Source organism: Halarchaeum nitratireducens (genome assembly GCF_014647155.1).
In the GTDB taxonomy this organism is placed as follows: Archaea; Halobacteriota; Halobacteria; order Halobacteriales; family Halobacteriaceae; genus Halarchaeum; species Halarchaeum nitratireducens.
Window position 1 is genome coordinate 1 of sequence record NZ_BMOQ01000004.1, and the last position, 13,701, is coordinate 13,701.

At 64.4% G+C, this 13,701-nt stretch carries 12 protein-coding genes; 9 read left to right on the forward strand and 3 right to left on the reverse strand.

The features are described from left to right. Positions 1–559: 559 nt before the first annotated feature. Positions 560–1,726, reverse strand: coding sequence for an FRG domain-containing protein (locus IEX91_RS06890; RefSeq protein WP_188877943.1), 1,167 nt, complete (start codon positions 1,724–1,726; stop codon positions 560–562). A 337-nt stretch (positions 1,727–2,063) separates the two neighbouring features. On the opposite strand from IEX91_RS06890, the gene IEX91_RS06895 reads away from it, so the two are divergent. Next, on the forward strand, positions 2,064–2,813 hold the full coding sequence (locus IEX91_RS06895) for a helix-turn-helix domain-containing protein (protein WP_229772819.1): 750 nt from the start codon (positions 2,064–2,066) through the stop codon (positions 2,811–2,813). Between the two features lie 121 nt (positions 2,814–2,934). Beyond that, positions 2,935–4,524 carry an oleate hydratase gene (locus tag IEX91_RS06900; RefSeq protein WP_188877945.1) on the forward strand — a complete coding sequence of 530 codons (1,590 nt, stop codon included), beginning with the start codon at positions 2,935–2,937 and terminating at the stop codon, positions 4,522–4,524. Between the two features lie 80 nt (positions 4,525–4,604). Here the strand turns inward: IEX91_RS06900 and IEX91_RS06905 are convergent, their stop codons facing one another. Next, positions 4,605–5,846: an RNA-guided endonuclease InsQ/TnpB family protein gene (locus IEX91_RS06905; RefSeq protein WP_188877946.1), complete on the reverse strand. Its 1,242-nt coding sequence runs from the start codon at positions 5,844–5,846 to the stop codon at positions 4,605–4,607. A 387-nt stretch (positions 5,847–6,233) separates the two neighbouring features. Between IEX91_RS06905 and IEX91_RS06910 the strand changes: the two genes are divergently transcribed. Together IEX91_RS06910 and IEX91_RS06915 are read left to right on the forward strand one after the other, a co-directional pair. After that, entirely contained in the window at positions 6,234–7,838 is a 1,605-nt protein-coding gene (locus IEX91_RS06910) for a receiver/sensor box histidine kinase (protein WP_188877947.1), read from the forward strand. Positions 7,839–7,886: 48 nt separating this feature from the next. Further along, positions 7,887–9,272, forward strand: a complete 1,386-nt coding sequence (locus tag IEX91_RS06915; RefSeq protein WP_188877948.1) for a cryptochrome/photolyase family protein — start codon at positions 7,887–7,889, stop codon at positions 9,270–9,272. A gap of 47 nt (positions 9,273–9,319) precedes the next feature. Here the strand turns inward: IEX91_RS06915 and IEX91_RS06920 are convergent, their stop codons facing one another. After that, on the reverse strand, positions 9,320–9,760 hold the full coding sequence (locus tag IEX91_RS06920; RefSeq protein WP_188877950.1) for a pyridoxamine 5'-phosphate oxidase family protein: 441 nt from the start codon (positions 9,758–9,760) through the stop codon (positions 9,320–9,322). Between the two features lie 200 nt (positions 9,761–9,960). Here IEX91_RS06920 and hpt point away from each other — a divergent pair, with 200 nt between their 5' ends. From hpt to IEX91_RS06945, 5 genes are all read left to right on the forward strand, one after another. Beyond that, positions 9,961–10,509 (forward strand): hypoxanthine/guanine phosphoribosyltransferase, encoded by a 549-nt coding sequence (gene hpt, locus IEX91_RS06925; RefSeq protein ID WP_188877952.1) that lies wholly within the window; start codon positions 9,961–9,963, stop codon positions 10,507–10,509. Positions 10,510–10,602: 93 nt separating this feature from the next. Continuing rightward, positions 10,603–11,952 (forward strand): uracil-xanthine permease family protein, encoded by a 1,350-nt coding sequence (locus tag IEX91_RS06930; RefSeq protein WP_188877954.1) that lies wholly within the window; start codon positions 10,603–10,605, stop codon positions 11,950–11,952. Between the two features lie 52 nt (positions 11,953–12,004). Then, the gene (locus tag IEX91_RS06935; protein WP_188877956.1) at positions 12,005–12,613 is read left to right on the forward strand and encodes a translation initiation factor IF-2 subunit beta; all 609 of its coding nucleotides are present in this window, start codon (positions 12,005–12,007) and stop codon (positions 12,611–12,613) included. 167 nt (positions 12,614–12,780) lie between these two features. After that, on the forward strand, positions 12,781–13,095 hold the full coding sequence (locus tag IEX91_RS06940; protein ID WP_188877957.1) for a hypothetical protein: 315 nt from the start codon (positions 12,781–12,783) through the stop codon (positions 13,093–13,095). A 138-nt stretch (positions 13,096–13,233) separates the two neighbouring features. Then, positions 13,234–13,701, forward strand: a complete 468-nt coding sequence (locus tag IEX91_RS06945) for an NUDIX hydrolase (protein ID WP_188877959.1) — start codon at positions 13,234–13,236, stop codon at positions 13,699–13,701.

Consider the following 13,701-nt stretch of genomic DNA (forward strand, 5'->3'; position numbering starts at 1 on the left):
AATCTCTCCGCTTCAACTCCTTTGATTTAGCGCCCCATCCCGACGCCGTCTAGTGATTCAACACAGCCATTGAGACGTTCCGGCGCAAACTTGACCGGCAGGGACACAGCGAGCACGATCCAACAGCGTATCTAAATGACGACGAATGCCCAATATGTTCAACAAATCACCGTGTCGTGGACGCACTTCCGGCGCGTCCCTTGTCGCGCTCCGCAATCAACGAACTAAAAGATGCGGACAGGGTTGCATTCGCAAAGGGTGTCTTCATCAGTTTAGATGATTCGGCTGAACAGGATGTCGAAGACACAGGTACGGTTGTGCTGTCAACTTCGGACACAACACAGGTTGTTTCCCTCCTTGATCCAGGCTGGGTTGTCGATCGCGAGATAAATCATGTTGGACAAACAGACCCCTCTGAGTTTGGTTCTGCGATCTGGGAGTTAGTCAGCGACGAATATTCAGCGTGGATGGAAGAGTACGCCTCTGACCGAGATTTCACTATCAACTAAAACGCATGCAGCTGTTCCAAACAGAGTTTATCATTGGATCCTATATGCTACTATGAATATCGGTTGTCCCAGCTTCTCGTGAATTCATGACTTGGACGAACATTGCTAATTATTTGTTTTACCGCTTGTCTATCGGTTTCTGGGCCCCCCGATTCGTGCCAGTACCGCGAGACGATATCATCAAATGAGATCTTCCTGTCTTTTTGCTGGGCGAAACCCACTACAAACGATACAATCTGTTTCAAGGTGATTTCAGATTTCAGCGACATAGAGATCTCATCTGAGTCTCTCATTTCAGAATGGATTTGACACAAGTCCCGGATACGTTGTTGATCATCGTCGTTCAGATCCTCGTAATTTTCGTCCATATCAGCCAACCACTCCTTGACGGTCGATAAGTAGTCAACCGGGGTTACGGGTTCAGTTGGATTATGGGGTGGAGTGACCATCTTACTGGGAGGGATATCTTCTGGCCAAACATCTTCCTCCCAATTGTGGATGATCTCTCTGTATTCATCCTCAACCCAGAGTAATTCCTCCTCAGTAATAGCAAGATCTGGGTCGGAGAAAACAACATCTTCCTTCTGATGGAACCGCCAATTCAATGGGAGATATCCCTCTAAAAGGTCCGGGTGTGCGCCATCGATGAACGCTGCACGTTGGCGTTCAATCCGGGATACGTCGCTTGGAGATATGAATCTGACTTCACCTAGACGTTTCGGCGTACTAGAGCTGTAGCGATCCATCTCGTATGATTTGAATAAGCAAACTCGACCGACGTCCTCCGGATTTGAATTATAGCTTGCAAAGAAACAAGCGACAAGCGGTTCTGTTGTAACATCCAGCAGCCATGACCTGACAGCGGTATTCTCCAGCACTCCAGAATAATGCTTAGCAATGGCTAGTGCATCTTCTTGCGACACTTGAAGCTCAGATTGTAGGTGTCTGACAAGTGAAGATAATTTCCGTATCTCCTGGTCGACATCACCTACGTCGTAGCGAAATAGGCTGGGGCGGATGGTCCAATCGGCATCTCTTTGCCCGCGATAATACCATTCATCCCTATCACCCTGAACGGATTTCAGTAATAGAGCCAGTTCATATACGTCTTCAAGAGGCTCGCTTTTAGAAAACTCAAGACTACGGCGGAAAAAGTGCCGTTCAACGGGGTCGTCGAGATCTTTGTAGTTAAAATATGCCTCGCGCCATGAGCTCATTTCAATTTGAAGTGTGGAGTGGAAGCCTAATTGATTTACTCTTCCTACACTATCACAGAATGAGCAGCCTCGATAGACGCGCTAAACACATTCACTATGGATAGATTGTGAGTCGTGAGTGCCGAGGCCGACCTATTACCGACTCGCGAAGTGAGGCGCACTGTCCCCATAGAGCGCCGCCTGTTGGTGACCGGATAGGGCGATAGATAGCGTCCCGAGAGCGACAGCGCGCTCCCGGACGCGGTCCGGTTACTCCGTTCGTCCGCTCTGACCGTCTCGCGCTCCAAGGTAGCTGGGCGATTGTCACGTCTTCAGCGGTGGTTCGGGGACACCGGCGGTGAGCTCCCGGCACGCGGTCGTCGAACGGATACGACGACACCAGTTGGCTTCGCCGGGTGGGACTCCCCCGTACGCATTTGTGACGGTCGCCGAAACGACGTACATGGGTATCATTTGCGAGTTCGAGTTGGAGTTAGCGGATTTGCCGCTGTGTGCCATCGCAGAGGAACTGGACTCCAGGCTGATCGTCGACAACGTCGTCTCCAGGGCGACCGACGAGACGACACTCGTGTTCTCCGCGACGGGCGTCGAACCGAACGCGCTCGAGTCGGCATTGCTCGGCGACGAATCGGTCGTGGAGTCCGTTGCCATCGACTCGACTGTCGTCGAGTCCCGGTATCGGGTCGTTCTCGATACGGACTACGTCGAAATATACACTCAACTGGTCGCCCGGCAGACGTACCCGATGGGTGCGATCGTGACCGCGCACGGGTGGACGGTGAGCACGCAGTTCGCCGACCGAGCGGATCTCGAAGCCTTCCGGGACGCCTGTCAGTCTAGCAATGTCACGTTCCGTCCACATCGGGTCTGCGAGACGGAACACGGCGGCGACGACTACGGACTCACCGCCCCCCAGCGGGAGGCACTACTGGTGGCCTACCGACTGGGGTATTTCGCCGTCCCCCGCGAGGCAGACCTGACAGATCTTTCGGCGGAACTCGACGCGACCACGTCCGCGATCTCGGAGCGTCTCCGCCGTGGAACGCACCAGTTGATTGATCACACCCTCGCCAGTTCCGAACGGTGACGGTGGGCTCTCCGGAGCGTAGCTGTACTGTGACCATATCCAACCGCATATGAATTGCTGTACATGTGCGGGCAACGGTTAGGGAACTGACGCGCGTATCACTCGATAACGGGAACTCAACATGACTATCCACCAGCCCCCACACGTCACTGACCGCGACGCACACTTCGTCGGCGGCGGCATCGCGTCCCTCGCCGGCGCGGCGTTCCTCGTCCGGGACGGAAATATGCCCGGCGAGAACATCTCCGTCTACGAAAAGCTCGACGTCGTCGGTGGCGCGTTGGACGGCGCCGGCGACCCGGACGAGGGCTACCTGATTCGGGGTGGTAGGATGTTCAACTACCCGACGTACGAATGTACGTGGAACCTCTTCGAGTCCATCCCGTCGCTCGAAGACGACTCGCGCTCGGTCAAAGCCGTGATGGACGAGTTCAACGAAGCGCACCCCTCGTACGCGAAAACACGACTGATGCGCGAGGGCGAACGGATCGACGCGGGCGAGTACGGGCTGACGCGCCAGCACCGGCAGTCGATAGCTCGGTTGCTCCTCACGCCCGAACCGCGACTCGGAGACACACGTATCGAGGAGTGGTTCGACGAGTCGTTCCTGGAGACGAACTTCTGGTACGTCTGGGCGACTATCTTCGCGTTCCAGCCGTGGCACAGCGTCGCCGAAGTCCGGCGATACATGTACCGGTTCCTCCACGAGTTCCCCCAGCTACACACCATGGAGGGCATTGATCGGACGAAGTACAACCAGTACGACTCGATGATTCTCCCGCTCCGGCAGTGGCTTGAGGACCGCGGCGTCAATTTCGAGTACGGTCACGAGGTGACGGACATGGACATCATCCCGTCGCGAACGGGGCGCACCGTCGAGCGCATCTACTGTGAGACCGACAGCGGAACCGAGTCAGTCGACGTTGACGCGTCGGATCTCGTGTTCGTGACGAACGGGTCGATGACCGACGGCTCGTCTGTCGGCGGGATGGACGAGGTCCCCGAACTGAACGAGACCGGCGCGTCCTGGGAGCTGTGGAAGTCCATCGCCGAGGACAACCCGCAGTTCGGGACTCCCTCTGTGTTCGCGGACAACGTCACGGAGACGAAGTGGGAGTCGTTCACCGTCACCCTGCACAACACCGAACTGTTCGACCACATCGTCGATTTCACCGACGAGGAGCCAGGTAACGGGCTCGTCACCTACCTCGGATCGAACTGGCTGTTGTCGACGGTCGTCGCCGCGCAGCCCCACTTCGCGAACCAACCGGACGACGTGAAGGTCTTCTGGGGCTACGCACTGTTCCCGGACCGACAGGGGAACTACGTGGAGAAGCCGATGTCGGAGTGTACCGGCCGGGAGATCCTTCGGGAGCTGTGTTACCACCTGCAGTGTGAAGACCGTCTCCCGGAGATACTCGACAGCGTGACCTGCATCCCAGTGATGATGCCGTTCATCACGGCCCACTTCCAGCCTCGGGTACCCGGTGACCGGCCAGCGATCGTCCCGGACGGGTCGAACAATCTGGCGTTCCTCGGACAGTACGCCGAACAGCCGCGCGACGTCGTGTTCACCGTCGAGTACTCGGTTCGGTCGGCGATGACTGCTGTCTACGAGATGCTCGACGTCGACGAGACGGTCCCGCCGGTGACGAAACACTACCGGGACCCTTCCGTCCTCGTGGACGCCGTTCGCGCGGCGCACCGGTGAGGAGGAAAACGGGAACTCTCCCGTCGGTCGAAGGAGGCCGTCGTCCACGTCTACCTCGCCGGCCAGTGAACTACCCTACCCTACTCGCTCACGGCTGACGCCGTTCGCTCCTTGAGGGTAGGGCTTCCTGCTTCTAGGACGCGCTTTGCAGACACAACGGTGTCCACAGGGAGCGCAGTCTCCACAGGCGGTAATTCGGAGTGTCCCACTCCTACATCTTCGAGACCGCGAGAAAGAATGTTCCACGCCGCATTCGCGTCCCTGTCCGCCTCAAAACCGCAGGCGGGACAGGAGTGTTTACGAACCCACAACGGCTTCTCCGTTTCGACACCACAGGACGCGCATTCTTTAGTCGTCCCTCTCGAGTTGACCGCTACAAAGTGCGTCCCCTCTCGCTCGCACTTGTATTCAAGCAACGAGAGGTACGTCCGCCATGCGGCAGAGGCGGTGTTGCGGCTGTTCGATGGCGACTCCATCATTCCTTCGACGTTCAGGTCTTCGACTGCCACGAGGTCGTATTCTCGTGCGTAGTAGTTCGAGAGTTTGTGGAGGAAGTCGCGGCGCTTGCGTCGGAGATCGGCGTGACACTCCGCAACCCGCCGCCGTTGTGTCTCCCAGTTGTTCGACCCGTGTTGTTTGCGCGAAAGCTTTCGTTGCTCACGTTCCAAGCGTTCACGCTCGTCTGCGAGGTCGAGCGAGCCGACGGCAGTTCCGTCAGTATCGTGGGCGTACTTGAGAATCCCGACGTCGATGCCGACGCAGTTCTCGGGATTCGCAGGCGGTTCGGGCGGCTCACGGTCCATTTGGACACCGAAGGTGGCGAACCACTCGCCCGTCGGTTCCTTCTTTACCGTGACCTGTTTGAGTTTCGCGTCGTTGGGGATGGGGCGGTGAAGCCGAATCGGGATGTCCGCGAGTTTCGAGAGTGAGAGGACAGTCTGACCGCTCTTCTTGTCGAGCTTGAAGCCAGACTGACTGTACGTGAAACTGCGGAACTCCCGTGGGGGCTTCCACTTGAGGTGCCCGACGCCGTAGCCGTTCTCCTTGAGTGCGGAGAGTCCTTTCAGGTTGTCGAACAGCCGTTCCACGACGGTTTGGAGGACCTTTGAGTACACGTCCGAGAGGTCATCCCACCACGTTTTGAGGTCGGGGAGCTCCGACCGCAGGGTGGTCATGGACGGCAGTTCGCCGTGCTTGTCTTGGTACTCGTTGAGACGGTAGAGCGTATGGTTATACAGTTGCCTACAGATGTCTCGGTGGCGGTCCAACTCTTCGCGGTGGGCGTCGGACGGTTTGAGACGATACTTGTAGGCGTAGTACATCCGTTACTTGCGGTCCTCGATAAGTTCGTCCAACTGCTCGCGGATGAACGACGAGAGGTTGAGGTGGTGGTCCTCAATCCACTCGTCTTGGTCCTCCCTGATGGTGATCGTCTTTCGTTTCACTGTAATGCACGGTATGCACGTCAAACGTATAACAGCTTCGGTGAAGCGTTGGCCTGTGGTCCGAGTGTCGAACCTGTATGAACCGTGTCCGGCGCTGTATCCCCTCCCTGCTCGCGCCTTCGGCGCTCGCTGAGGAAGGGGGATTAGCGCCTGCTTTCAGCTAAGCGATCGGAACTTCGACGTGCGCTACTCACCGACGCGTACCCTTCTCGACGGGAGGTGATGCGGGGTATCATAACCGTGGAGCGCGTAGTTCGTCGCGGGATGCATCGGATCTCGGCGCGGCTCGGCGGCGCGATCACGGCCTCGCTCGGCGTCGTTCTCACCGCGCTTCTCACCCACCACGCGTACACGTTTCGACACCTCCCGTTGCACACCGGGTTGGAGGCGGCTCCGCTGGCCGCCTCGCTCAGCGTCGTGGTCGCCGGCGTCGTGATCGCTCGCGGGGGGATCGTCTCCGAGCCGTTCGTCGGGCGTACCCTCCTGTGGATGGCGGCCGGGATCGTCGCCATCGGCGGGATGAACACGTGGATCGTCGCCGAAGTCCATCTCCTCGTGCCCGTCGATGGGTGGTACGACCCGGTGCGGGAGTTCCTCAGCGTCGTCCCCTTCGGCGTGCTGCTCGGCCTGATCGTCGGCATCTACGACGCGGGTCGCCTCGATCAACAACGCGACATCCGGCGGCTCAACCGAATCAACGAGACGCTCCGCATCACCACGCAGGAGCTCGTCGACAAGACCAACAGGGACGCCCTCGAACAGGCGGTCTGCGACCGTCTCACGGAGTCGGCCCCCTACGACGCGGTCTGGATGGGTCGTTACGACCCGGACGCGACGGTGGTCACGCCCTCGGCGTCGGCCGGCTTCGACGACGGATACATCGAGTCGTTCGAGGTCACCACCGACGAGACTGAGCTCGGGAAAGGGCCGGGCGGGCGCGCGATCAAGACCCGCGAACCCCAGTGGGTGTCGAGCGTCTACGCGGACCCGACGATGGAGCCGTGGTGGGACGTCCTCGAAGATCAGGACGTCGAGTCGCTCGCGGTCATCCCGATCACGCACGGCGAGACCATCTACGGTTTCTTCAGTATCTACGCCGATCGGCCGAACGTCTTCGACGCGCGCGAGCGCGAGGTGCTCTCGGAACTCGGGGACTCCGTCGGGCACGCGATCGCCTCCATCGAGGCCCGCGAGCGACTCGCGCGACGCGAGCGCGAACTCGCGCGGCAGAACGAGCGCTTGGAGGAGTTCGCGGGCGTCGTCTCGCACGACCTCCGGAGTCCGCTGAACGTCGCGGAGGGGTACCTCGACCTCGCGCGCGAGTCCGGCGATGACGCCCACTTCGACCGCGTCGAGGCGGCGCTCGTCCGGATGAACGACCTCATCGACGACCTCCTCGCGCTCGCGCGGCAGGGCGAGGCCGTCGACGAGGTCGAACCCGTCCCCCTCCGCGACGTGGTCGAACGCGCGTGGTCGACGGCCGGCACGCCGGCGGCGACGCTCCGGATCGCCGACGACCTCGGTGTCGTCGCCTGCGATCGCAGTCGACTGCGCCAACTCCTCGAGAACCTCTTTCGCAACGCGATCACGCACGCGGCGAACGAGGACGACGCGGCCGACCTCACCGTCACGGTCGGTCGCCTCGACGAGGGGTTCTACGTCGCCGACGACGGGTCCGGCGTCCCCGCGGGCGAGCGCGAGCGGGTGTTCGACATCGGCTACACCACGGCGGACGGCGGGACGGGCTTCGGCCTCAATATCGTCCGACAGATCGCGGACGCTCACGGCTGGTCGGTCACCCTGACGACGAGCGAGGGCGGGGGCGCGCGCTTCGAGTTCGACGGCGTCGAGATGCGCGAGTCGACGTGATGTGACGGCCGGCCAAACCCTATACCGCCCCGACCCCTCTCCCGTCGTATGCGGCTCTTCTGGCACCGTCGTGATCGCCGCCTCCACGACAACCGCGGCCTCGCCGCGGCCGCGAGCGACGACACCGTCCTCCCCGTCGCGGTTCGTGACGCCACCGTCGGGCCGCCGCCCGACTCCCGAGCGCGCGCCTACCGGGCCGCGACCGACGCGGCGCTCCGCGACGCGTACCGCGAACGCGACAGCGACCTCCTCGTCCGCTCGGGCGACCCCGCGGCGATCCTCCCGTCGCTGGCGGACGAGTACGGCGCGGACGCCGTGTACTGGAACGCCGCGTACGGCCGCGAGCGTCGCACGCGTGCCCAGCGAGTCGCCGACGCCTGCGCGGCCGCGGGGATCGACGTCGGCGTCCACGCGGATTCGGTGCTCGTCGCGCCGGACGCGCTCGGTGACGATCATCGCTCCCATCGGGCGTTCCTCGACGAGTGGGAGCCCATCGAGAAACCCGATCCCGCACCCGCGCCCGACGCGGACGCGCTCGCCGGCGTCGCCGGCGACGCGCCGATCCCGGACGCGGCGGCCGACGTCGACCTCCCCGAAGCGGGCCATGGTGCGGCGCGCGAGCGCCTCGACGCGTTCGTCGCCGCGGGCATCGAGACGTACGCCGACACCCGCGACGACCTCGCGGCGGCGGTCGAGCGTCCCACGAGCGCGGTCTCTCGCATCTCGCCGTACCTCGCCGCGGGCGCGCTCGGGATCCGCGAGGCGTGGGCGGCCGCGGGCGACGCTCTCGACGCCGCCGACGGCGACGCCGTGCGAAACGTCGAGAAGTACCGGTACGAGCTCACGTGGCGCGAACGCCACTACCACCTCTTCGCGGCGAACCCGGGTCTCCGAACCGAGAGTTACCGCTCCTTCGCCGCTCCGATCGCGTGGCGCGACGACGCGGACGACTTCTCGGCGTGGACGGCGGGCGAGACGGGCTACCCGCTCGTCGACGCCGGGATGCGCCAACTGGAGCGAGAGGGGTACGTCCACAACCGCCCGCGGCAGGTCGTCGCCTCCTTCCTCACGAAACACCTCCTCCACGACTGGCGCGACGGCGAACGTCACTTCGCGCGTCGTCTCGTCGACTACGACCCAGCGAGCAACGCCGCGATGTGGCAGTGGTGCGCCTCGACGGGCACCGACACCGTCGACGTCCGCGTCTTCGATCCCGTCGCGCAGATGGACAAGTACGACGACGGCGCGGCGTTCGTGACCGAGTACGTCCCCGAGCTACGGGGCGTCCCCCCGGACGCGATCGTCGAGTGGCCGACGCTCGACGCCGCGACGCGCCGCGAGCTCGCACCGGCGTACCCGGCCCCGATCGTCGAGCGCGACGCCGCCTACGAGCGCGCCCAGCGCGTCTTCGAGACGGCGCTCGGGAAACGCTAGTACTCCGGTTCGCCGCCGATATCCCGGCGCCCGATCGTCCGCTAGCGCTACGACATCCGCTCGGTGTAGTCCCAGCTGTAGATCTCGTCCGGGTCGATCTCGATGCGCACCTCCTCGCGGTCGGCGTCGAGGAGGTGTCTGGCGAGGTCGGAGTCCGTCCCGCCGAGGTAGCGGGTGATGAGCGAGCGCAACAGGGTCTTCTCCGCGTCCGCCTCGACCGTCGCCGTCCCCGTCCCCCGAACGCCGTAGTAGGGCGGATCGTTCACCGAGACGTCGAAGGCGACGGCGTCGTCCGCCCGGAGGAAGTCGACGACGGCCGCGCTGGCACCCGTCGCGCACGCGAAGACGCCGTCCTCGTAGGCGAACCAGAGCGTCACGGTCCACATCGTGCCGTCCGGCCGGTGCGTCGTCAGTCTGATCGGGACCGTCGCGTCCCGGAGGAAGTCGGCGACGCCGGCGTCGTCCCACGCGCCGCGGAACTCTGTCATACCGGGGATTCACACGCGGGGATCGAAAAACCACCCGCCGGCACCGCGCGTCCACCGCGGGCACACGCGTCTCCTTTTGGCACACGTTCTACGGTCCGCGGCACTCGCCTCTCGGGAGTCGTCGCCGCCCGCTCCCGGGCGAGCTGACGGCCGCGCTCGCGGAGCGAACGGCTTTTCCCGCCTTTGGCCGAACGGACGACATGGAACGGCTCCGCGAATCCCTCCACGAGGCCCCGATCGTCGACAAGGATGGCTATCACTACCTCGTCCACCCGATCAGCAACGGCGTGCCGATGCTCGAACCCGCGCTGCTGCGCGAGGTCGTCGTCGGCGTGACGCGCGCCGCGGACCTCGACGTCGACAAGATCGTCGCCCCGGAGGCGATGGGGATCCACATCGCCACCGCCGTCTCGCTCCAGACCGACGTTCCGCTCGTCGTCATCCGCAAGCGCGAGTACGGTCTGGAGGGCGAGGTCGCGCTCCACCAGCAGACGGGCTACTCGGAGTCCGAGATGTTCATCAACGACGTCGAGGCGGGCGATCGCGTCCTGATCCTCGACGACCTGCTCTCGACCGGCGGGACGCTCGCCGCGATCTGCGGCGCGCTCGACGACATCGGCGCCGAGATCACGGACATCGTCGTCGCGCTCCGGAAGGTCGGCCCCTCCGCGCTTGACGACACCGACTACGAGGCCACCAGCCTCCTCGACATCACCGTCGACGAGACGGGCGTCACCGTCCACGAGTGAGCACGCCCGTGCATACATATCGCGTCGCGTAGCGCACAAGTAGGGACGGACACGCAACACTTATCGGTGCGAGCGGGGACGGACGTGACACGAATGGCGTCCGAGACGGACACCGAGATCCACGTCCAGTACGGCCTCGACGACCGGCCGCCGTGGCCGCGTTCGCTCCTCCTCGCCCTCCAGCACGTCGCGGTGATGATCGTGCCCGCGACCGCCGTCGCGTACATCGTCGGCGGCGCGGTCGGCGTGGGGGACGCGACCGCGTACATCGTCCAGATGGTCCTGCTCTTCTCCGGACTCGCCACGGTCGTTCAGGCCTACACCGTCGGGCCGGTCGGCGCGAAACTCCCCGTGGTCATGGGGACGAGCTTCACCTTCGTCGGCGCGGCCTCCACGATCGGGATCAACTACGGCCTCGCCGCGGTCTTCGGCGCGATCCTCGTCACCGGCTGGCTCGTCGAGGGGCTCATCGGCTGGCAGTTCGAGCGCATCCGCCCCTTCTTCCCGCCGCTCGTCACCGGCCTCGTCGTCGTCATCATCGGCCTCTACCTCGTTCCCGCGGCGATGGACAACGCCGCCGGCGGTGCGGGAAGCGCTCACTACGGCGCGGCGTACAACGTCGGCCTCGCCGCGCTCGTCCTCGGCATCGCCGTCGTCCTCAACCTCTTCACGCGCGGCGTCACGCGCCTCCTCAGCACGCTCGTCGCCATCGCCGTCGGCTACGTCGCCGCCGGCGTCCTCACCGTCATCGGAGTCGCCCCCGGCCTGCTCAGTTTCGACGCCGTCGCCGCCCAACCGTGGCTCGCCGTCCCGAACCCCGGACGCTTCGGCTTCGCCTTCGAACCCGTCCCGATCCTGACCTTCGCCTTCCTCTTCCTCGTCTCCGCGATGGAGACCGTCGGTGACCTGTCCAGCGTCACGTCGGCGGAGGGGCGCACGCCCGCCGACGAGGAGTTCCGCGGGGGCCTCTTCACCGACGGTCTCATGAGCTCCCTCGGCGCCGTCTTCGGCGCCTTTCCCGTCACCTCCTTCTCGCAGAATGCCGGCATCATCAACTTCACGGGCGTGATGAGCCGTCATGTCGTCGGGATCGCGGGCGTGATCCTCGCCGTGCTCGGGCTCAGCCCGAAGATCGGCGCGCTCGTCACCACCATCCCGAGCGCCGTCTTCGGCGGCGCCGTCCTCCTCATGGCGGGGATGGTCGCCGCGAGCGGCGCGCGTCTCATCACCCTCGACGTCACGCTCAACCGACGGAACATGGTCATCCTCGCCGTCGCGCTCGGTCTCGGACTCGGCGTCGCCACCACGCCCGAGGCCCTCGGCGGCCTCCCCGTTGCCGCCCGGACGTTCTTCGGCGAGCCGGTCATCGTCACCGCGCTCTCCGCGCTGTCGCTCAACACCTTCGTCCCCGGCGAGCAGAGCCCGCTCTTCGACGCTCACTGAGTGTTACCACGTCACTCGGAGGTGCTTTACGCGCCGGCCGTCTCACTGTCGTATGGACTACCAGATCGCGCTGGACCGGGCGTTCGACGCCCTCCCCGAGCGCCCCGCCGAAGCCGACGCCCGCCTCCAGATCCCCGCCCCCGAGGGCGAGACGGACGGCGCGTTCACCCGCCTGACGAACGTCCGCGCGATCGCCGACGCCGTCTCGCGCGATCCCACTCACCTCTTCCGAAACGTCCAGCGCGAGCTCGGCACGAACGGCCAGTTCGACGGCCAGCGCGCCCGCTATAACGGCTCGTTCTCCGTCGCGGACTTCGACGCCGCGATCGACGCCTACGTCGCGGAGTTCGTCACCTGCACGGAGTGCGAGCGCCCGGACACGCGCCTCGTCACCGAGGACGGCGTTGAGATGCTCCGCTGTACGGCCTGCGGTGCGTTCCGCCCCGTCCAGAAGAAGACGGCGACGACCCGAACCACCCGCGAGACCGTCGACTCGGGCAAGACCTACGAACTGGAGATCACCGGCACGGGCCGCAAGGGCGACGGCGTCGCCGAGCGCGGGCGCTACACGGTATTCGTCTCCGGCGCGCGCGAGGGGCAGACCGTCCGCGCGTACGTCGAGAGCACGAGCGGCGACCTCGCGTTCGCCCGCCTCGCGTAGGTACCGCTCCGCCGCCCCCGCCCCCACACCCACCTCCGCTCGCCCCGCCGGTCGCGACCGACAGTGGTTCTCACAGCGATTCGAGACCGAAACCCACTGTTTCCCTCGCGGGCGACTGACGGCTCCGGATAGTCACGATTATATCTCCGCATCGGTCACCGGTTGGTATGGCTTCCCGTGATGCGAGCGGCACGCCGCACCTCACGCTCCCCTTCGACGCGGCGACCGCGACGCGACTGGGATGGACGCTCGGTGACGCGATCACCGACGACAGCACGCGAACGGCGCGCCTGCGACACGTCGGTGGGACCGTCCGCGGCGCCGTCCACGACGTCGGCGGCGCGACCGTCGTCCTCGTCCGGACGCCCGCGGGCCGCGAGCGTTACTACGAACTCCCGACGCACGACGTCGACAGCGCGCTCACGGCGGCGGTCGAACGCGGCTTCCGCCGCCTCGACGACCCCGACGCCGCGCACGCCTGAGTCCGCGGGGGACTGACGCCGCGGCGCTCGACGCCATCCGACGTCGGGACGGGCCGACCCGATTCTCCCTTCAGGCCTAGTATTGTCAAAGGACATCTCAGGAACACGCCTATGAGTACCCACGTCCGGAGTATGCGTATGAGTGACACAGACGTGACGTACGTCGGGAAGGCCTGCGCGTACGTGACGCGCGGCGGCTCGGAGCTGCTGGTGTTCGAGGGTCCCGGCCACGACGGTCTCCAGATCCCGAAGGGGACCGTCGAGCCCGGCGAGGAGACCCGCGAGGCGCTCTACCGCGAGGTGATCGAGGAGAGCGGCGTCTCCACCTTCCACGGCGTCCACCACCTCAGCACGGACGTCTGGGTCCGCCGGGACGCCCGGCGATACGTTCGGCACTTCTACCACGCCCCCGTCCACGAGCCCCGGGACGCGTGGACGCACGTCGTCACGGGCGACGGCGAGGAGGTCGGTGCCGAGTTCGACTTCTCGTGGATCGACCTCTCGACGGCCGCCGACGCGACCTTCGCGCTCGACCTCGACGATTACCTGCACGCGCTCGCGCCCGCGAGCGGATCGCGCGCCCCGACGGTTCTCGCGGACGACTGA

Bases quoted from the DNA above. Each gene is read 5' to 3' on its own strand.
- IEX91_RS06890 (WP_188877943.1), bottom strand. From the start codon at position 1,726: ATGAGCTCATGGCGCGAGGCATATTTTAACTACAAAGATCTCGACGAC.
- IEX91_RS06900 (WP_188877945.1), top strand. From the start codon at position 2,935: ATGACTATCCACCAGCCCCCACACGTCACTGACCGCGACGCACACTTC.
- IEX91_RS06905 (WP_188877946.1), bottom strand. From the start codon at position 5,846: ATGTACTACGCCTACAAGTATCGTCTCAAACCGTCCGACGCCCACCGC.
- IEX91_RS06910 (WP_188877947.1), top strand. From the start codon at position 6,234: ATGCATCGGATCTCGGCGCGGCTCGGCGGCGCGATCACGGCCTCGCTC.
- IEX91_RS06915 (WP_188877948.1), top strand. From the start codon at position 7,887: ATGCGGCTCTTCTGGCACCGTCGTGATCGCCGCCTCCACGACAACCGC.
- IEX91_RS06920 (WP_188877950.1), bottom strand. From the start codon at position 9,760: ATGACAGAGTTCCGCGGCGCGTGGGACGACGCCGGCGTCGCCGACTTC.
- hpt (WP_188877952.1), top strand. From the start codon at position 9,961: ATGGAACGGCTCCGCGAATCCCTCCACGAGGCCCCGATCGTCGACAAG.
- IEX91_RS06930 (WP_188877954.1), top strand. From the start codon at position 10,603: ATGGCGTCCGAGACGGACACCGAGATCCACGTCCAGTACGGCCTCGAC.
- IEX91_RS06935 (WP_188877956.1), top strand. From the start codon at position 12,005: ATGGACTACCAGATCGCGCTGGACCGGGCGTTCGACGCCCTCCCCGAG.
- IEX91_RS06940 (WP_188877957.1), top strand. From the start codon at position 12,781: ATGGCTTCCCGTGATGCGAGCGGCACGCCGCACCTCACGCTCCCCTTC.
- IEX91_RS06945 (WP_188877959.1), top strand. From the start codon at position 13,234: ATGAGTGACACAGACGTGACGTACGTCGGGAAGGCCTGCGCGTACGTG.